Genomic DNA, 17,998 nt, shown 5'->3' with positions numbered 1-17,998 from the left:
GAGTGGTGGCAAAGTGTTTCGGCTGCAGGCGCCTGAATCAGTAACGCCGACTGCACCCCCGGGACCCTACTCCCAAAGCGCCTGCAGGCCGCGTGCCACGTCGATCCGCCCCGGGGCCGGGGGCGGGACGGCGTTCTCGCGAGATGGTGACCAGGTGCAGCAGTCGAAGTGCTCCAACATGGACTTCGGGATGAACCGGGTTCGCATGGCATAGACGTGGCGGTCCCCGTTGCGCTTCTGCTGCGTGACGTAGAACCGCAGCGGCACGCCGAGCGTCAGCCGATCCTTCGCGCGCGTCATCGCGACGTAGAGCAGGCGGCGCTCTTCCTCGATTTCCTCGGTGGTGCCGGTGCCGAGATCGGAGGGGATGCAGCCGTCGACGGCGTTCAGCAGGTAGACGGATTTCCACTCCTGGCCCTTGGCGGAATGGATGGTCGAAAGGATCAGGTAGTCCTCGTCTTGGTGCGGAATACCGGCCTGGTCGCTCGTGGCGCTGGGCGGATCGAGCGTCAATTCCGTGAGAAAGGCCTCGCGCGTCGGATATCCGGCGGCGATCTGCTCCAGTTGCAGCAGGTCCGCGCGTCTCGCCTCCGCGTCCTCGTGGATCCGGTCGAGATGCGGGTCGTACCAGGCACGGGCCAGACCCAGCGACGCGGGCCATTCGGTGCGGGTCGTCAGGGCCTTGACCAATGCCGGCCAGTCCGAAGCCGCGCGGGACGGCGGTTCCATCGTCTCCAGCGCGAACGTGGCGTCGGGTGAAAGCGCCAGCGCATCGAGCACCCGGCCCGCGGCCTTCGGACCCACTCCCGGCAGGAGCTGAAGCACCCGGAACCCGGCGACCCGGTCGCGCGGGTTCTGGATGAACCGCATCATGGCAAGCAGGTCCTTCACATGGGCGCTGTCGAGGAACTTGAGCCCGCCGAACTTCACGAAGGGCACGTTGCGCCGGGTCAGCTCGACTTCGAGCTGACCCGAGTGGCTCGCCGTTCGGAAGAGCACCGCCTGATCCATCAGCCGCGTACCTGCCTCGCGGTCCTCCAGCACCCGGTCGACGATGAACCGGGCCTGGTCCATCTCGGTGGCGAGGGTGACGAGGCGCGGCTTCTCCGCGGACTCGCGCTCGGTCCAGAGGTTCTTGGCAAAGCGTTCGGACGCCGCGCCGATCACGGCATTGGCGGCGGCGAGGATCGGCTTGGTGGACCGGTAGTTGCGGTCGAGCGTCACCACCCTCGCCTGCGGCGAGAAGGCGGACGGGAAGTCGAGGATGTTGCGCACGGTGGCAGCGCGGAAGGCGTAGATCGACTGGGCATCGTCCCCGACCACCGTCAGCCCGCGGCCCTCGGGTTTCAGCGTCAAGAGGATGCGCGCCTGAAGGCGGTTCGTGTCCTGGTATTCGTCGATCAGGACATGGTCCCACATCCCGCCGAGCCAGGCCGCGAAGTCCGCATCCGTCATCACCTGTGCCCAGGCGAGAAGGAGGTCGTCGTAATCCAGGACGTTCTGCTCGCGCTTGGCGCTGGTGTAAGCGCCGAACAGCCGTTTCAGCTCGGCCTCCCACCGCGCGCACCACGGGAAATGCCGCGCGAGCGTTTCGGCGAGCGGTTCTTCGGCATTCACGACGCGGGAATAGATGGCGAGACAGGTGCCCTTGGTCGGAAACCGCTGATCCGTCTCCGTAAGACCGAGTCCATGCCGACAGAGGTTCATCAGGTCGGCGCTGTCTTCGCGGTCATGGATGGAGAAATCCGGATCGAGCCCGATCGCCGGCGCGTTTTCGCGCAGGAGCCGCGCCCCGATGGCATGGAAGGTCCCCGCCCAGGTCAGCGCCTCGGCGGCGTAACCCGTGCCCATCGCCTCCTTCGTGATCCGTTCCACCCGGCGGGTCAGTTCGGCCGCGGCCCGGCGCGAGAAGGTCATGAGTAGAATTCGCCGCGGGTCCGCGCCGTTCACCAGCAGGTGCGCCACGCGATGCGCGAGCGTACTGGTCTTGCCCGACCCGGCCCCGGCGATCACCAGGAGGGGCGGCGCCATGGTCTCGCCCGTCCCGCCGTGTTCGACAGCCTGCCGCTGCCGGTCGTTGAGCTTTTCGAGATAGCCCGCCTGCATCCTGCCCGCCTCGTTGTCGTGCTTCGGCCGTCAGTCTACCCCGAAAGGAACATTTAAGGAACATGCGTTGTGCAGGCGGGTCCATCGACTTGCCCCGGAGGGGCGACGCCATACGCACCCGGTCAACGCGAAACAGTGATCCAACGCGAAACGATGCCGTGCTTTCCGGGCGCATCGGGCGGGTCGGTCGGACCTTGAGCGCTCCCTCGTGCGTTGCTCCGATAAAGGCAACCAAGAGGACCGCAATGCAAGACGACATCGGACGCCTAAACGGAGTGCAGCTCGTGCAGGCATTTCGGGACCGCCGCACCTCTCCGGTCGAGGCCGCGCGGGCCGCACTGGACCGGATCGACCGCTTCAACCCGGCGGTGAACGCCTATGTCCACGTCGATCATACCGGTGCCGAGGCGGCCGCCCATGCCTCGGCGAAACGCTGGGCGGACGGCGACCCCCTGAGCGCGGTGGACGGGCTGCCGGTTTCGATGAAGGACCTGACGGAGGTCGCCGGCATGCCCGCGCGCGACGGCTCGCTCCTGACCGATGACCAACCTTGCGAAAACGACGCACCACCGGCGCGCCTGCTGCGCGAGGCGGGGGCGGTGATCCTCGGCAAGACCAACACGCCGGAGTTCGGGTGGAAGGGCGTGACCGACAACCGTGTTTTCGGCGCAACCCGCAATCCGTGGGACACCAGCCTGACGCCGGGCGGGTCGTCCGGCGGCGCCGCCGCGGCGGCCGCGCTCAACATGGGCGTCCTGCACCAGGGCGGGGACAGCGGCGGATCGATCCGCATTCCGGCGTCCTTCACCGGGACCTTCGGATTCAAGCCGACCTTCGGCTGGACGCCACAATGGCCACCCTCCCGGGCACCGACGCTGTCCCATATCGGACCCATCACGAGGACCGTCGAGGACGCCGTGCTGATGCTGAACGTGATCGGCCGCTACGACCAGGTCGACCCCTACGCCCAGCGCGGCCAGCCGGCGGACTGGGGCGAGGATCTGGGCCGCGGGCTCGACGGGCTGCGGATCGCCTGGTCGCAGGATCTGGGCTACGCGAAGGTCGACCGGGAGGTGGCAGCGCGTGTCAGCGAAGCCGCGGAGCGGATGGCCGCGCTCGGGGCGGAGGTCGTCGAGATCCATCCCGGTTTCGAGAGTCCGATCGACATCTTCCAGACGATCTGGTTCACCGCTTCTCTCGATCTCTATCGCCGATGCAGCGCGGAGCAGCGCGACAAGCTCGACCCGGGCCTCGTGGGCAATGCCCTGCGGGCCGAAGGCTGGGACGCGGTCGACTTCTTCCGCGCCCAGACCCGCGGAGCAGAGTTCACGCGGCATCTCGAGCGGTTCAACCAGGACTACCACCTGCTGATGACGCCGACCGTCGCGATCCCGCCCTTCGAGGCGGACCAGAACGTCCCGACCGGCAGCGGCATGTCCGACTGGACCGAGTGGTCGCCCTTCACCTACCCGTTCAATCTCAGCCAGCAGCCGGCGGCCTCGGTGCCCTGCGGCTTCACCGACGCCGGCCTTCCGGTGGGCTTCCAGCTGGCCGGCGGCAAACACGACGACATCCGCGTCCTGCGCGCCGCCCACGCCTACATGAATGCCCACCCGCCGGTGTTTCCGGATATGGATGGCGAGCTCGAACGTATGTGAGGCAACAATTGTTGCCGACGGGGCGGTCCGGGATGTGCAGGTTGGCACCGGATTTTTCGCTCATATTGGAGACCCGGAATCAGTGAGGCTTTCACCAACGATCCGCGCAGACCGCACCACGCCGAGCCTCAGAGGTTCGCCATGGGCCGTGTGACGGCTGGATGCCCCGCGCCGCCTCGCGGAAAACCAAATCGTCCGTCAATGACCACGCAATTCAACCAGAGGCTGCCTATGGGGGAACTGAACGCGCAGCACGCGAAAGTGCTTAAGAATTTGATACCGCGGCTCGAGCGCAGGATGGAGGCGGCTCTCGCAGACTCTAGGCGCTCCGAAGCGGAAGAACTCCGCCGCGAGGTCCTGCGTCAGCGCGCAGTCCTGGCCGGACTTGAGGCAAGCCGGACGGGCCAGGACGTCGATCAGGAACTCTGAATCCGAACGCATCACATTCCAACGGCTGACACCGTCTTCGTGGGAACCGGGCACGACGGGGCCGCGTTTGTGGTGTCAGGAACGCGGCTTCAATCTGCGGGCCTTCCGGTCGGGGATGACAGGTTGATGGCGGGCCACTTTGTCGCAAACCCATTTCTGAAACCAGCACCGGGTCGTTCGAAAATCCATGCGCCTACTTCTGACGATGACGCTGACGCTCGTGGCCGCAGGACTTGCCGTGGTGTCATTCCTTGCGTTGGCGGAAACCAATGTCTGGTGGGTCCGCATGACCGATTTTCCCCGGCTGCAATACGTGATTGCATCGGCCGTCCTGCTGGTCGCACTCGTGATCGCCAAACCTGTCGCCACCCGGGTCCGCGTCGCCTTGGCCGCGATCGCCCTGGCAGCGCTGTCGTTCAATGCGGTGAAGCTGGCGCCTTATCTTGCCCCGACTGAAGGAACGGCCGCGGCGTGTCCGGTCGAGCAGGCATTTTCCATCGTGCTCGCAAACGTGCAAATGGAGAACCGCAATACCGACGAGTTGCTCGAAATCGTTAGGCAGCAGGAACCCGATCTGTTCCTGGCCCTGGAAACCAACGAATTCTGGGACCGAAACCTCTCACCCCTGTCGGACACGATGCCCGAGACTGCCTCGCACATTGACGAGGATTACTATGGCATGCACGTCTTCTCGCGGCTGCCACTGAGAGCCACGCAAATCCTTTTCCCCGCGGAAGGGAATACGCCCTCGATCCGGACCACGATTGAGCTGCCCTCCGGCGACGATGTCGCATTCGTCGGATTGCACCCCCGGCCGCCGCATCCGCGCCAGTCGTCCGCCGGCCGCGATGCGGAACTGATGTGGACCGCCCTGCGGGCCCGGGACGCGGGCGCGCCCGTTGTCCTGGCGGGGGACCTGAATGCAGTCCCCTGGGAACGCAGCGTCGCGCGGACGCAGAGGATTGCGCAGTTGGTCGACCCTCGTCGCGATACGGGCCTGCTGCCGACCTACAATGCCAAGTCCTGGTGGATGGCGTGGCCGCTCGACCAGGTGCTCTACCAGCCCGGATTGGACCTCGTGTCGATGGAGGTGTTGCGCGGTTTCGGATCGGATCACTATCCGGTCGAGGTCACTTTGTGCCACCGGTCCTCCGAGCGTTCGCCCCCAACCTTGCGGCCCGGCGACATCGAAGAGGCCGAGACGTCGATGGAGACGGCCCGGCGCGAAAATACCGGGGAGGATTGAAGGAAAGCCCGGCCCCGTTCGGCGGATCGCGCGACCCGCCAGTTCGCTCGTCCCGGCCCGGAGGTTTCCGCAGGTTGATCGCGGCACCGACCGCGAGAGGCACCGATTCTTTTCGCGGACGCAGCAAGCCTTTGCCACCGTGAAGAAACTTTGGCTTCGGAAATCGGGCCTGTTGCCTTACCTTACGTAAGCCTGCCATCGCCCGGAGTTCTGTCATGCCCGACACGGAAACCCGCGTTATCGAGATCGTGGCCCAGACCCTCTCGAAAGCCAACGCCAAGCTCAGCGCCACCACCCATTTCGTGAACGACCTCGGGGTCGACAGCCTCGATGCGATCGAAGTGTGGATGGCCATTGAAGACGCTTTCTTCGTGGAATTGCCGGACGAAGTCATCGAGCGGCTCTCGACCCTCGGAGACGTGGTGGCCTTTCTTCAGAGGAAACCTGCGGCCGCCTGAAGTCCGCCACATCCGAAAGGTCAGCCCCGGCCCCCGATGCAGACGGTCACTTGCGTTCTCCGCGCCGGATGAGGTCGTCCGCCGCCGGCCCCCTGCGGGGTTCCACGCCTGTTGCCGTGCAACCCCGCCTTCGCGGGCGGGCTGTTCTTCGAGGTCCTGCAGCGCGACCCCGCCTACACCGATTTCGGCGCCACCCTTCCACGTCGCCGCCCAGGAACACGCCAAGGGCCGACTGGCAAACTGGTTGCCATGTTCGGCAGGATCAGGACGATAGGTGAACACGGGCCGTCGCCACGCACCTGCGGCGACGGCCCGCGAACCGAAACAGCCCCGGGGCCATCGACCTGCCATGCTGATAACAATCGCGATCCTCTTCGCCTGCCAACTGGCGGGTGAAACGATCAGCCAAGCTCTTGGCCTGCCCGTGCCGGGCCCCGTGCTGGGACTGCTTCTTCTATTCGCCGCGCTCGTCCTTCGTCCGAGAACCGTCGACGTCGTGGCACCCGTTTCGAGGCGTTTGCTGGCGCACCTGTCGCTCCTGTTCGTTCCCGCCGGCGTCGGCGTGATGGCGCAGCTCGATGTGCTCGCGCGCGACTGGTTCGCGCTCGGCCTCACGCTGGTGGCGAGCACGGTCATCGCGCTTCTGGTCGGCGTGGGCACGTTCCTTGCGGTGCAACGGCTGGCCGGGGAACGCGAATGACGGACGTGGCCGAAATCTGGAGCTACCTTTCCGCCCGCCCGCTGCTCTGGCTGACCTGCACGGTTGTGGCCTACGTTCTGGCGGACGGTATCTCGGCGCGGCTGAACCGCCACCCGCTCGCCAACCCCGTGCTGATCTCGGTGCTCCTGATCGCGCCGCTCCTGTCGATCTCGCAGACGCCCTACGCGACCTATTTCGACGGCGCACAGTTCATTCACTTCCTTCTGGGTCCGGCGACCGTCGCCCTCGCCGTACCCTTGCACGCGAACCTCGCCACGATCCGCAGAAGCGCCCTGCCGCTGCTGGCCGCGCTATTCGCAGGCTCGCTTGCCGCAGCCGGGTCCGCGATCCTGATCGCGATGGCGTTCGGTTTGCCGGAACAGGTGATCGTCTCCGTCAGTCCCAAGTCCACCACCGCGCCGGTCGCGCTCGGCATCTCCGAGGCGCTCGGTGGCAGCCCGACGCTGACGGCGGTCCTCGTGATCCTGACCGGCATCGTCGGGGCGGTCGTGGTGACCCCGCTGATGAACCTGCTGCGCATCAACGATTGGCGCGCACGCGGCTTCGCCGTCGGCGTCGCGGCGCATGGCATCGGAACCGCACGCGCTTTCCAGGTGAATGAGACCGCCGGCGCATTCGCCGGCATCGGCCTGGCCCTGAACGCCGTGCTGACGAGTATCCTGGCGCCAATTCTCGTCGCCCTGCTTTTGTAAAGCATGTGGACGGTGCCAACAGGGCGTCTGCGCTGTTGGCGTCAATCAGCGAACCGAAACTCAGGCTGATTGGTCCGTACCGTGCCGGGCACGAAGGGTTCGACTACGTGATCTTTCCGAGATGCCGCTCGAGCCGCGTCAGCGGATCACCACCAGCCCTCCGTGGCGATACACTTTCCGGCATTGCCTCGGATTTCGGCGCGGGCCGAGACGTCAGGTAATCGCTGAGCGCATCCATGAAAGCCGCGACATCCGGTTCGGACCAGTCGAACGGATTGAATTGCGCAAGCGAAATATGCGGCACCAGTTTCAGCCCGCGAAGGTCCTGATCGTTGGTCACCGCGGCAGTCATGCTCCAATCGGGAAACAGGCGATCACTCAGTTTCCTGACAGCGATGAGCTTGATATCCGTGTGACGCGGATCATCCGAGAGCCGCTCGAACACCTCCCGGATCGCGATCGGATCACCCTCCAGCCATTGCAGGAAAGTGAAGTTGTCATAGACAAGCGCCCCGGTGATCGCCGCCTGGGCGTTCTTCTCCTGAGAAACTCTCAGGATGTTCTCGACCTCCTCGAACGAGAACTCAACCGGACGAGAGCAATAGGCAATTCCCACAAGATTTGTCACAGGTCGGTCTTTCCGTTTCCCAGTCAAGAACCGTCGCACGATCGCGCGCCGACCTTGGTACGGCTGGCAATCGATGAGCATTGTTCGGCCCGAGCGGCAGAGTGCTCTATGGATCATTCAATGACAACCACCGCAATGCAGCGGTCGCCGCTTCTTGCGCACATGACGTGTTGATCCATGTAGGCAGGATCGGGTCGGCTCCGCGCGCACGCGCAAGCTAAAGCGCGTCACGCCGGCTGCGCTACCGCCCCCCGCTGGTCGACGAGCAGGTCCGTGGCCATCGCCCCGATCCACATGGAAAACAGCGCCAGCCACGCGGTGCCCACGAAGATCGACCCGCCGGACACCCCGGCGCCGATCGCACAGCCGCCGGCCAGCATGCCGCCGAACCCCATCAGGGCCGCCCCCACGAAGGCGCGGCGCATGTTGCGCTCGTTGTCGAAGCCCTGGAACCGGAACTCGCGCGCAAGCCAGCTCGCCGCGAAGGCGCCGATCACCACGCCGGGCACCAGCCCGATGTCGAAGTCCAGCACCGGGTTCGGCGCGAGGAAGAACATCAGCGTGTTGGCCGAGGGGCCGGTGAACGTGGCCGAGGTCACCGTGACCGGATCGAAGGCGGACTGGGCAAGCGTGAAGGTGAGCACCCAGCCCAGCGCCACCGCGAAGCCCACGCCGGAGGCGAAGACCAGCCGCCCGGCCCCGATCCGGTTGCGCCGCGCCACCGCGAGCGCCAGCACGGCGAGCGCGAGCCCCAGGGCGAGACCCGTCCAGTCCGGCACCCGGGCCGCGTGCAGCAGGTTCAGGTTCGTCCCCCCCTCGGTCACCCACAGGCGGGCAAGCCGGTCGCGCAGCGGGGCGAGCCAGCCGTGAAGCGACATCTGCGCCACCACGGCGAAGATCAGCCCGGAGACGACCGAGCGCAGGTTGCCGGTGGCCGCCAGCACCAAAAGCCGCCCCGAGCACCCACGCGCCAGCACCATGCCCACGCCGAACAGGAGCCCGCCGATCACGGCGCCGGACCAGGAGCCCGTGACCGCCATCATCCGCGCGTCATCGGGGCGCATCAGCCCGGTGAGCGACGCCGCCTGCACCCAGGCCAGCGCGGTCGAGAAGGTCAGGAGCCAGACCGCCACCGATGGCCCCATCCGCCGCCGGGCGAATTCCACAGTCGCGGCACGCAGGCAGAAGCGCGAGCGCTGTGCGGCGACGCCGAAGACGATGCCGGTGACGAGCCCGAAAAGCGCGCCCACCCGGGCCTCGCCGATCCAGTCCAGAAGCGGGACGATATCCATGACGCATGATCCTTTCGTGCGCCGGTCTGGCCCAGCCCGCGGCCCGCGTCCTTGATTTGGATCAGGTCACATGTGAATCCTTGCATATGTTTTCCGCTCGCCTCACCGCGCGGCCGGGCGTATGGAAGGCCATGAAGTTTCACAAGGTCAGTCTCGCGGATGCCCGGGCCCTGCCCCGCTGGCGTCAGCCGATCGCGCTCCTGGTGGTCACCGCCGCCGCGATGCCGATCGCTTTCGCGACGTGGAACGCGCTTCTCAACAACTTCGTCATCGAGGTGGCGGGCTTCACCGGGGTCGAGATCGGCTGGCTCCACTCCGTGCGGGAGATTCCCGGCTTTCTCGCCATCGGGGTCATCGCCCTGATCATGTTCATCCGCGAACAGGTGCTGGGGCTCGTGGCGCTCCTGATGCTCGGCATGGCGACGGCCGTGACGGCCTGGTTCCCCTCGTTGGGCGGCATCCTCACGATCACCATGCTGTCCTCGATCGGCTTTCACTACTACGAGACGGTGAACCAGTCGCTCCAGCTCCAATGGATCCCGCGCGATCGCGCGCCGCAGGTCCTGGGCTGGCTCGTGGCCATCGCCTCGGCCGCGTCCCTGGCCTCCTACGGGCTGCTGGTCGTGACCTGGAAAACCTTCGACCTGAGCTACAATTTCGTCTACCTGACGGCGGGCGGGATCGCGACCGCGCTGGCGCTCGGCGCGCTGATCGTCTTTCCGCAATTCGAAAGCCCCGAGCCCCAGCTCAAGACCTTCGTCCTGCGCCGGCGGTACTGGCTCTACTATGCGCTGCAGGCCATGTCGGGCGCGCGGCGCCAGATCTTCGTCGTCTTCGCGGCCTTCATGATGGTCGAGCGCTTCGGCTTCGAGGTGCACGAGGTCACGGCGCTCTTCATCATCAACTTCGTCGCCAACATGCTGTTCGCGCCTCTTATGGGCAGGGCGGTGGCACGCTGGGGCGAACGCCGGGCGCTGATCTTCGAATACGGCGGGCTGATCGTCGTGTTCCTGGCCTATGGCGGGATCTACTACTTCGGTTGGGGCGTGGTGCTGGCCGGCGCGCTCTACGTCATCGACCACCTGTTCTTCTCGCTGGCCTTCGCGATGAAGACCTACTTCCAGAAGATCGCCGACGTGCCGGACATCGCGCCGACCGCCGCCGTGGCCTTCACCATCAACCACATCGCGGCGGTGTTCCTGCCCGCGCTTCTGGGCTACATCTGGGTGCAATCGCCCGGCGGCGTCTTCGCGCTCGCGGCGGGGATGGCGGCGGCCTCGCTCATGCTGGCGTTCCTGATCCCGCGGCACCCGGACAAGGGTCACGAGACCGTGTTGTCCCGGCCCCTCGCCTCGCCCGCCGAATGATCCGCGCCTATATTGGCCCCAAAGGAGGACGCGCATGTTTGGATTTCTGAAAGAGCCCGAAATGGTCACCGCCGAAGTGGCGCTGCCGGGACGGGACCGGCCGATCCCGACGGCCAGCCATCACGCGGTGTTCGACCGCCCGCTGACCACCGAGGTGCCCGAGGGCATGGAGGTCGCGATCTTCGCGATGGGCTGCTACTGGGGCGTGGAACGCCAGTTCTGGCAGGTGCCCGGCGTCTGGATGACGATGGTGGGCAATGCCGGCGGCTTCACCCCGAACCCGACCTACGAAGAGGTCTGCACCGGGCGCACCGGTCATGCCGAGGCGGTCCGCGTGACCTATGACCCCGAGGTTGTGAGCTACGACGAGCTTCTGCGGGTGTTCTGGGAAGGCCATGACCCGACGCAGGGCATGCGCCAGGGCAACGACCGGGGCACGCAGTACCGCTCGGCGATCTACGCCACGACCGACGAACAGCTCGCCGCCGCCCGCGCCTCGCGCGAGGCATTCCAGCCGCGCCTCTCCAAGGCAGGCTACGGCCAGATCACGACCGAGATCGAGCCGGCGGGGCCGTTCTACTGGGCCGAGGATTACCACCAGCAATACCTGCACAAGAACCCGAACGGGTACTGCGGGCTCGGTGGCACCGGCGTCAGCTGCCCGATCGGCACGGGCGCCTGACCGTAGTGAGATGAAGATGGCCGGCGCGGCACGCGCGCCGGTCTCTTGCGTCAGGCGCGATGCGCGCCGTCCGCCAGGCCCCGCACGAAGTCGAGCACGGCCTGCGGGTCCTCGCCCTTCCCGATCCTGTCCACGATGGCCGAACCGACCACGGCGCCGTCCGCGACCTTCGCGATGGCCTCGGAGCTGTCCGGCGTCTTGATGCCGAAGCCGACGATGACCGGCAGGTCCGTCTTCGCCTTGATCCGCTCAACCTCGGGGGCGACGTCGCCCGCCTGCGCCTCGGCCGAGCCGGTGATCCCGGTGATCGACACGTAGTAGACGAAGCCCGACGTGTTGGTGAGCACCTTGGGCAACCGCTTGTCGTCCGTCGTGGGCGTGGCGAGCCGGATGAAGTTCAGCCCCGCCTTCTGCGCCGGGATGCAGAGTTCGTCATCCTCCTCCGGCGGCAGGTCCACCACGATCAGACCGTCGATCCCGGCCGCCTTGGCGTCCTCGAGGAACTTGTCCACGCCGCGCGAATAGATCGGGTTGTAGTAGCCCATCAGCACGATCGGCGTCGTGTCGTCGCCCTTGCGGAACTCGGCCGCCATGTCGAGCGTCTTCTGAAGCGTCATGCCGCCCTCGAGCGCGCGCTGGCCGGCCAGCTGGATCGTCGGGCCGTCGGCCATCGGGTCGGTGAAGGGCACGCCCAGCTCGATGATGTCCACGCCCGCCTCCGGCAGTCCCTTCATCACCTCGAGCGACGTCGCCGCATCCGGGTCCCCGGCCATGATGTAGGCGACGAAGGCTTTCTTTCCCTCGGAGCGGAGAGCGGCGAACTTGGCGTCGATGCGAGTCATGCGGGTGTCCCTTGTTCCGTCACGCCGTCATTGCGGCAAGCGTGCGGGAAAATCAACCGGGATCGCCCCGTGCCTAGCCGCGCCCGATGAAGGGCATCTTGGTCGCCATGATCGTCATGAACTGGACGTTGGCCTCCGGCGGCAGGGTCGCCATGTTCATCACCGCGTCCGCCACGAGCCCCACGTCCATCGAGGGCGGCGGCGCCTCTCCGGCGGCGCGGGCCTTCTCGATTATTCCGTCGAGAAGCTCGGTGCGCGCGTTGCCGATGTCGATCTGTCCGCAGGCGATGTCGAAGGGCCGGCCGTCCAGGCTCAAAGTCCGTGTCAGCCCGGTGACCGCGTGCTTGGTGGTGGTGTAGGTTGCCGACCCCTCTCGCGGCACATGGGCCGAGATCGAGCCGTTGTTGATGATCCGCCCGCCCTGCGGATCCTGGCGCCGCATCTGCCCGAAGGCCGCGCGCGCGGCATAGAACATGCCGTCGAGGTTCACGGCCCGCGCCCGGTGCCAGTCCTCCAGCGAAATCTCGTCGATCGGGGCGGCGGGCGTGAAGATCCCCGCGTTGTTGAAGAGCACGTCGAGCCGCCCGGCCGCCTCGGCGACCTGCGCGACGGCCCCCTCGACCGCCCCCGGGTCGGTCACGTCGCCCGGCAGGACCAGCGCGTTCTCCCGCCCCGCCGCGACCTCTTCAAGCGCGCCCGCGCGCCGCGCGAAGAGCCCCACGGTCCAACCCGCGTCCAGGAACGCTTGGGCACAGGCGCGCCCGATGCCGCCCGAGGCGCCGGTGATCAGGATGCTACTCATCGGCCTTCTCCGCCTCCAGTTTCAGCTTCGCAACCGGCTCCGGCAGGTCGGAGATGCCCAGCCGCGTCTTGGGCCGCGCCAGCGCGTAGCGCGTGCACCAGAAAAGCCGCTCCTCGGCCCGCGTGATCGCGACATAGGCCAGCCGCTTCCACAGCGGCACCCCCGCCTCGCTCCGGCCCATGTAGGCCGCCGCCGACAGGTCCGGGGCGAAGACCTGCACATCGCGCCATTGCGAGCCCTGCGCCTTGTGGATCGTGACCGCCGCCCCGTGCAGGAACGCGGCCCCCATCGTGGCGGCGAAGGGGATGAACGGCTCTTCCTCGTCCGGCATCTCGATCTTCACGATCGAAGCGACCGAGATGTTCGGATCCTCCGCCCCCACGACGTGGACGCGGGAAAAGCCGGGCTTCTTGCCCTCGGCCCGGAAGACCACCTGCGCCCCCTTGATGAGGCCCCGTGCTTCCAGGTCGATGCGCTTCTTGCGGTGCTTGAGCGGAAGCTCGATCCCGTCGCAGATGAGCGGCTCGCCCGACATCAGCCGGTCCCCCGGTGCACCGTGTGCGGCCCGGAAGGCGTGGATCAGCCGGATCCGCGTCTTGTTGCGCCAGACCAGCACCGGCGAGCGCGCCATCATGTCGGAATTGACCTGCGGCGCGATCACCACCCGGTCGTCCTTGCGCGCGGCCTCTTCGACCAGTCGCTCGAATGTCGGAAAATCAACATTTTCATCGCCCAAAGCATGGGCGAGATCGAGGATGAGGTTGTCATCGTCCTGTCTGTGCACCCGGCTCAAGGACATCACGGCAGGTTTCGGCAGACGGTCGAACACCATCTCGCCCGACTGCCCCACAGGGGCGAGCTGCGCGGGGTCGCCGAACAGGACCAGCGTCGGGAAGATCTCCTTCAGATCCTCGAACTGCTTCTCGTCGAGCATCGAGCTTTCGTCGATGAACCCGATGTCCAGCGGATCCTCGCGCCGTTTCCAGCCTGTGATGAAATCCGAGCCCCGCAGACCGGCCGCCGCCAGCGCGCCGGGGATGGATTTCTGCGCCTGGTAGAAGGCATAGGCGCGGTCCAGCGCCGCATCGCTCAGCGCTTCGATCTCGGGCCGATCGGCCTGGCCTGCGAGCCACTCCGCGATCTGCTCGTATTCCGGGTCGTAGACCGGGGTATAGAGAATGCGGTGGATCGTGGTCGCCGGCACGCCCCGGCGGCGCAGAACGCTCGCCGCCTTGTTGGTGGGGGCAAGGATCGCCAGCGTACGCTTGTCCTTGCGCCGCCTACCCTCCCAGTCGCCCGACACGATCTCGACCCCGGCCTCTTCCAACGCCTCGTAGAGCTGGGCCAGGAGCAGCGTCTTGCCGGAGCCCGCCTTGCCGATCACCGCCATGACCTTGGACTTCCCCTCGGCGAGCGGGGTCAGGTGCCCCTCGTCGATATCCACCCCGGCCGCACGCAGCAGCTCGGCCACGCGGTCATGGGCCTCGGCCTGGTCGTCGGACAGTTGAAGTGCGGGAAGAGCCATGCGGCGACCCTATCCCGCGCCGGGCCGACACGCCAGCAGGTTCGGCCCGCGGGCCTTCCCCCGGTCGCGACAATCTGCGACGCTCGGGACGACCCAACGACAGGAGCCGACATGCCCTATTCCGTCCCCTCTTCGCTCACCCTCTCGCAGGCCCAGGCGATCGCCGCGGGCGTCTTCGCCTTCGGCTCCGACAACGGGCTCGCCCCGCTGGCGGCCGTGATCTACGACGCCGGCGGCAACGTCGTGATGGCCTGCCGCCAGGACGGCGCGGGCCCCGCCCGGCTCGCGGTGGCAGGCGCCAAGGGCGCGGGCGCGGCGGGCATGGGCGTGCCCTCGGCCCAGCTCTTCACCATGTTCAAGGACAACCCCGGTTTCTCCGCCGCGATCTCGACCGCCACCTCCGGTGCCTTCGCGGCCCAGCCGGGCGGCGCGCTGATCCTGGGGGATGACGACCAGGTGATGGGCGCGGTCGGCGTCTCGGGTGACACGGGCGACCAGGATGACCGCGCCGCCGTCGCGGGGATCGAGGCAGCGGGCCTCAAGCCCGCGCAAACCTGATCTTCTTCGTTTCATAAATACCTCGGGGGAGCGCGAGGGGGCAGAGCCCCCTCGTCCCCGCGCTGTCCGGCCGCAGGCAGGACGGCGCAAGTCCTGCGCGCGGGCCCTGCCCGCGCACGAAAAAGGCCCCGCCGAACCGGCGGGGCCTCTCCACGTCACGTAAATCCCGTCAGCGCGCCTCGAGCACATCCTCGAGCGTGCGCAGACCGGTGCGCGGCGATTGCACCAGCACCGCCATGTTGCCCGGCTTGTGTTCGTTGCGCAGCATCTTCATGTGCGCCGCGGGGATTTCCTCCCAGGGGAAGACCTCGGACATGCAGGGGTCGATCCGGCGCTCGACCATCAGCTTGTTGGCCGCGGCCGCCTGCTTGAGATGGGCGAAGTGCGAGCCCTGGATGCGCTTCTGGTGCATCCAGACGTAACGCGCGTCCATCGTCAGGTTGTAACCGGTGGTGCCGGCGCAGATCACGACCATGCCGCCCTTCTTCACGACGAAGGTCGAGACCGGGAAGGTCGCCTCGCCGGGGTGTTCGAACACCATGTCGACGTTGTTGCCCTTGCCGGTGATGTCCCAGATCGCCTTGCCGAACTTGCGGACCTCGCCGAACCACTCCTTGTATTCCGGCGTGTTCACCGTGGGCAGCTGCCCCCAGCAATTGAAATCCTTGCGGTTGATGACGCCTTTCGCGCCCAGGCTCATCACGAACTCGCGCTTGTCCTCTTCCGAGATCACGCCGATCGCGTTGGCCCCCGCGGTGTTGATGAGCTGGATCGCGAAGGACCCCAGCCCGCCCGAGGCGCCCCAGACCAGCACGTTCTGGCCGGGCTTAAGCTCATGCGGGTGGTGCCCGAAGAGCATCCGGTAGGCGGTGGCGAGCGTCAGCGTGTAGCACGCGCTTTCCTCCCAGCTCAGGTGCTTGGGGCGCGGCATGAGCTGCTGGGCCTGCACCCGCGTGAACTGCGCGAAGGAGCCGTCCGGCGTCTCGTAGCCCCAGATCCGCTGGGAGGGCGAGAACATCGGGTCGCCGCCGTTGCATTCCTCGTCGTCGCCATCGTCCTGGTTGCAGTGGATCACGACCTCGTCGCCCACCTTCCAGCGCTTCACCTTGTCGCCCACGGCCCAGACGATGCCCGAGGCGTCGGAGCCCGCGATGTGGTAATCGGCGCCGTGGCCGTCGAAGGGCGAGATCGGCACGCCCAGGCCCGCCCAGACGCCGTTGTAGTTCACGCCGGCGGCCATCACGAGCACCAGCACCTCGTGGCTGTCGAGCGCGGGCGTGTCCACCACCTCGACCTCGAAGGACTTGTCGGGCTCGCCGTGACGCTCGCGCCGGATCGCCCAGGCGTACATCTGTTTCGGCACGTAGCCCATCGGGGGGATCTCCCCGATCTCGTAGAGGTCTTTTTCCTCCGCCTCGTAGGCAGCGATGGCGGGCGCGTCGTCGAGAGCCATGTCGGCCTCCTTCCATAAACCACTTCTTGCCGCGATGCAGAATCGCGGGTGCTGATGCAGCATTACGGATGGAAGGGTAACATTGCAACCGTGATTGGTCGAGTTTTGTAATTTTATGTCGTGTCGGATTTCTCCGGGATCGACAGGCCGGGGCACAGATGGCCGATGGAACGCGCGTAATACTCCAGCACGTGACGCTCATCCGGGTTCACGTGGCACCGCCCGTCGCGCTCCTCGATGACACGTCGCACCAGCAGGAGCTCGAGGCCCTGTTCGACCGGGTCGATGTCGGGGGCGCGGGGCATGTGGATCTGGGCGCCGCGCTCACGCATCCCGCGCACCAGCCGGTTGAATCGCTCGCCCACCTCGGCCCGGGTCAGGTTGTCCTCGCGGGTGAAGACCGCCGCCACCACCGGCACCGGCAGCACCGGCACCACGGCCCGGATGCGCGCCATCACCCGGCGGGCGAGCTGCATCGTCGTGCGCTCGCCCAGCATCGGGTGATCGCCCAGGAAGCCGGTCAGCGACAGCGGCTCGCCCACGCTCACGCTGGCATAGCCGAAGCGGCGGAAACGGCCGGTGATGCGCAGGAACAGGTGGGCGATCACGTGGCGCAGGATGTCGAAGATGCGCAGCCGGAACCGCCGCACGCCCGTCTTCCCGGCCGCGAGCAGCATCCGGTCCTCGATCACCCGGTCGTAATTGATCGCCACCGGCACGAAGACCACATCGCGCGACTCGCCCGGCACGAATCCGTCGAGGATGTAGGACATCAGGCCCAGCTTTGGCTCACCCACCGCGCCGGTCAGGCTCAGCCCGCCCTCCGGAAACATGCCCTGCGTCGTGCCGCTCTCGACCGACATGCGGATGTATTGCGCCAGCACCTTGCGGTAGAGCGCGTTGCGGCTCTTGCGCCGGATGAAATAGGCGCCCATCGCCCGGATCAGGCCGGAAAACGGCCAGACCCGCGCCCATTCGCCCACGGCATAGGACAGGTGCGAGCGTTTCCCGGCGAGCCAGGTGACGAGCACGTAATCCATGTTCGACCGGTGGTTCATGACGAAGACCACAGTGGCCTCCGGGTCGATCCCCTCGATCACCTCCGCGTCGATCTGGTCGATCCGGACCCGGTAGAACGCCTTGGAGATGAACCGCGCCACGCGGATCGCGAAGCCGAAGTAGAGGAAGGCCGAGAAGCGCGGAACGATCTCGCGCGCATAGCGGCGGGCCTGTTCGAAGCCCACCTGCTCGGGCACCCCCTCCTCCCGGGCGTGCTGCTGGATCGCCCGCGAGACCTCCGGGTCGTAGATCAGCCGCTGGATCATGTCGTAGCGGCGCGCGATCTTGAACGGCTCGATCGGGCGGGTCAGCCGCGTGTTCAGCCGCGCCACCGCGCGCTCCATCCGCCGCCGGATGAACCAGCGCACGGACGGAAACAGGAAGTGGGACGCGAACGTGACGGCCGCGAAGGCGAGGATCAGGATCAGGGCCCAAAGGGGCAATTCCACCGTGCGGGTCATGGCGCGGACTTTTGCAACC

The 17,998-nt window shown here is 66.9% G+C and carries 16 protein-coding genes; 8 read left to right on the top strand and 8 right to left on the bottom strand.

Translation table 11 applies throughout. The features are described 5' to 3' along the window. Positions 1–66 precede the first annotated feature (66 nt). Complete coding sequence (locus tag GQE99_RS16985; protein WP_161352822.1) at positions 67–2,106, bottom strand: ATP-dependent helicase; 2,040 nt, start codon at positions 2,104–2,106, stop codon at positions 67–69. 245 nt (positions 2,107–2,351) lie between these two features. Between GQE99_RS16985 and GQE99_RS16980 the strand changes: the two genes are divergently transcribed. The 5 genes from GQE99_RS16980 to GQE99_RS16960 all read left to right on the top strand — a co-directional run bounded on the left by GQE99_RS16980 (position 2,352) and on the right by GQE99_RS16960 (position 7,310). After that, on the top strand, positions 2,352–3,764 hold the full coding sequence (locus GQE99_RS16980) for an amidase (protein ID WP_161352821.1): 1,413 nt from the start codon (positions 2,352–2,354) through the stop codon (positions 3,762–3,764). 634 nt (positions 3,765–4,398) lie between these two features. Further along, positions 4,399–5,439, top strand: coding sequence for an endonuclease/exonuclease/phosphatase family protein (locus GQE99_RS16975; protein WP_161352820.1), 1,041 nt, complete (start codon positions 4,399–4,401; stop codon positions 5,437–5,439). Positions 5,440–5,654: 215 nt separating this feature from the next. After that, positions 5,655–5,897, top strand: coding sequence for an acyl carrier protein (gene acpP / locus GQE99_RS16970; RefSeq protein ID WP_161352819.1), 243 nt, complete (start codon positions 5,655–5,657; stop codon positions 5,895–5,897). Between the two features lie 349 nt (positions 5,898–6,246). Further along, on the top strand, positions 6,247–6,597 hold the full coding sequence (locus tag GQE99_RS16965; protein ID WP_161352818.1) for a CidA/LrgA family protein: 351 nt from the start codon (positions 6,247–6,249) through the stop codon (positions 6,595–6,597). Next, the gene (locus GQE99_RS16960) at positions 6,594–7,310 is read left to right on the top strand and encodes an LrgB family protein (protein ID WP_161352817.1); all 717 of its coding nucleotides are present in this window, start codon (positions 6,594–6,596) and stop codon (positions 7,308–7,310) included. Before GQE99_RS16965 ends, GQE99_RS16960 begins: the two co-directional genes overlap by 4 nt. 103 nt (positions 7,311–7,413) lie before the next feature. On the opposite strand, the gene GQE99_RS16955 is transcribed toward GQE99_RS16960, so the two are convergent. After that, positions 7,414–8,019: a BLUF domain-containing protein gene (locus GQE99_RS16955; protein ID WP_161352816.1), complete on the bottom strand. Its 606-nt coding sequence runs from the start codon at positions 8,017–8,019 to the stop codon at positions 7,414–7,416. Between the two features lie 146 nt (positions 8,020–8,165). Beyond that, positions 8,166–9,230, bottom strand: coding sequence for a YeeE/YedE family protein (locus tag GQE99_RS16950; RefSeq protein WP_161352815.1), 1,065 nt, complete (start codon positions 9,228–9,230; stop codon positions 8,166–8,168). Positions 9,231–9,361: 131 nt separating this feature from the next. Between GQE99_RS16950 and GQE99_RS16945 the strand changes: the two genes are divergently transcribed. After that, positions 9,362–10,597: an MFS transporter gene (locus GQE99_RS16945; RefSeq protein ID WP_161352814.1), complete on the top strand. Its 1,236-nt coding sequence runs from the start codon at positions 9,362–9,364 to the stop codon at positions 10,595–10,597. A gap of 34 nt (positions 10,598–10,631) precedes the next feature. Continuing rightward, on the top strand, positions 10,632–11,279 hold the full coding sequence (gene msrA / locus GQE99_RS16940; protein ID WP_161352813.1) for a peptide-methionine (S)-S-oxide reductase MsrA: 648 nt from the start codon (positions 10,632–10,634) through the stop codon (positions 11,277–11,279). 50 nt (positions 11,280–11,329) lie between these two features. On the opposite strand, the gene trpA is transcribed toward msrA, so the two are convergent. From trpA to GQE99_RS16925, 3 genes are all read right to left on the bottom strand, one after another. Continuing rightward, entirely contained in the window at positions 11,330–12,121 is a 792-nt protein-coding gene (trpA, locus tag GQE99_RS16935) for a tryptophan synthase subunit alpha (protein WP_161352812.1), read from the bottom strand. 73 nt (positions 12,122–12,194) lie between these two features. Then, entirely contained in the window at positions 12,195–12,923 is a 729-nt protein-coding gene (locus GQE99_RS16930; protein WP_161352811.1) for an SDR family oxidoreductase, read from the bottom strand. Then, on the bottom strand, positions 12,916–14,448 hold the full coding sequence (locus tag GQE99_RS16925) for an ATP-dependent DNA helicase (protein ID WP_161352810.1): 1,533 nt from the start codon (positions 14,446–14,448) through the stop codon (positions 12,916–12,918). Before GQE99_RS16925 ends, GQE99_RS16930 begins: the two co-directional genes overlap by 8 nt. 111 nt (positions 14,449–14,559) lie before the next feature. Here GQE99_RS16925 and GQE99_RS16920 point away from each other — a divergent pair, with 111 nt between their 5' ends. Beyond that, a complete protein-coding gene (locus tag GQE99_RS16920) occupies positions 14,560–15,006 on the top strand; it encodes a GlcG/HbpS family heme-binding protein (RefSeq protein WP_161352809.1) in 447 nt (148 codons plus the stop codon). Between the two features lie 169 nt (positions 15,007–15,175). On the opposite strand, the gene ccrA is transcribed toward GQE99_RS16920, so the two are convergent. Then, entirely contained in the window at positions 15,176–16,459 is a 1,284-nt protein-coding gene (gene ccrA / locus GQE99_RS16915) for a crotonyl-CoA carboxylase/reductase (RefSeq protein ID WP_161352808.1), read from the bottom strand. A 113-nt stretch (positions 16,460–16,572) separates the two neighbouring features. After that, on the bottom strand, positions 16,573–17,979 hold the full coding sequence (locus GQE99_RS16910) for a 1-acyl-sn-glycerol-3-phosphate acyltransferase (protein WP_161352807.1): 1,407 nt from the start codon (positions 17,977–17,979) through the stop codon (positions 16,573–16,575). Between the last annotated feature and the right edge of the window lie 19 nt (positions 17,980–17,998).

Source organism: Maritimibacter harenae, from assembly GCF_009882975.1.
In the GTDB taxonomy this organism is placed as follows: Bacteria; Pseudomonadota; Alphaproteobacteria; order Rhodobacterales; family Rhodobacteraceae; genus Maritimibacter; species Maritimibacter harenae.
The sequence above is the reverse complement of the archived record's forward strand: the minus strand, read 5'-3'. Positions and strand labels throughout refer to the sequence as shown.

Coding starts and splice junctions, on each gene's coding strand:
- GQE99_RS16985 (WP_161352822.1), bottom strand. CDS start 2,106: ATGCAGGCGGGCTATCTCGAAAAGCTCAACGACCGGCAGCGGCAGGCT.
- GQE99_RS16980 (WP_161352821.1), top strand. CDS start 2,352: ATGCAAGACGACATCGGACGCCTAAACGGAGTGCAGCTCGTGCAGGCA.
- GQE99_RS16975 (WP_161352820.1), top strand. CDS start 4,399: ATGACGCTGACGCTCGTGGCCGCAGGACTTGCCGTGGTGTCATTCCTT.
- acpP (WP_161352819.1), top strand. CDS start 5,655: ATGCCCGACACGGAAACCCGCGTTATCGAGATCGTGGCCCAGACCCTC.
- GQE99_RS16965 (WP_161352818.1), top strand. CDS start 6,247: ATGCTGATAACAATCGCGATCCTCTTCGCCTGCCAACTGGCGGGTGAA.
- GQE99_RS16960 (WP_161352817.1), top strand. CDS start 6,594: ATGACGGACGTGGCCGAAATCTGGAGCTACCTTTCCGCCCGCCCGCTG.
- GQE99_RS16955 (WP_161352816.1), bottom strand. CDS start 8,019: ATGCTCATCGATTGCCAGCCGTACCAAGGTCGGCGCGCGATCGTGCGA.
- GQE99_RS16950 (WP_161352815.1), bottom strand. CDS start 9,230: ATGGATATCGTCCCGCTTCTGGACTGGATCGGCGAGGCCCGGGTGGGC.
- GQE99_RS16945 (WP_161352814.1), top strand. CDS start 9,362: ATGAAGTTTCACAAGGTCAGTCTCGCGGATGCCCGGGCCCTGCCCCGC.
- msrA (WP_161352813.1), top strand. CDS start 10,632: ATGTTTGGATTTCTGAAAGAGCCCGAAATGGTCACCGCCGAAGTGGCG.
- trpA (WP_161352812.1), bottom strand. CDS start 12,121: ATGACTCGCATCGACGCCAAGTTCGCCGCTCTCCGCTCCGAGGGAAAG.
- GQE99_RS16930 (WP_161352811.1), bottom strand. CDS start 12,923: ATGAGTAGCATCCTGATCACCGGCGCCTCGGGCGGCATCGGGCGCGCC.
- GQE99_RS16925 (WP_161352810.1), bottom strand. CDS start 14,448: ATGGCTCTTCCCGCACTTCAACTGTCCGACGACCAGGCCGAGGCCCAT.
- GQE99_RS16920 (WP_161352809.1), top strand. CDS start 14,560: ATGCCCTATTCCGTCCCCTCTTCGCTCACCCTCTCGCAGGCCCAGGCG.
- ccrA (WP_161352808.1), bottom strand. CDS start 16,459: ATGGCTCTCGACGACGCGCCCGCCATCGCTGCCTACGAGGCGGAGGAA.
- GQE99_RS16910 (WP_161352807.1), bottom strand. CDS start 17,979: ATGACCCGCACGGTGGAATTGCCCCTTTGGGCCCTGATCCTGATCCTC.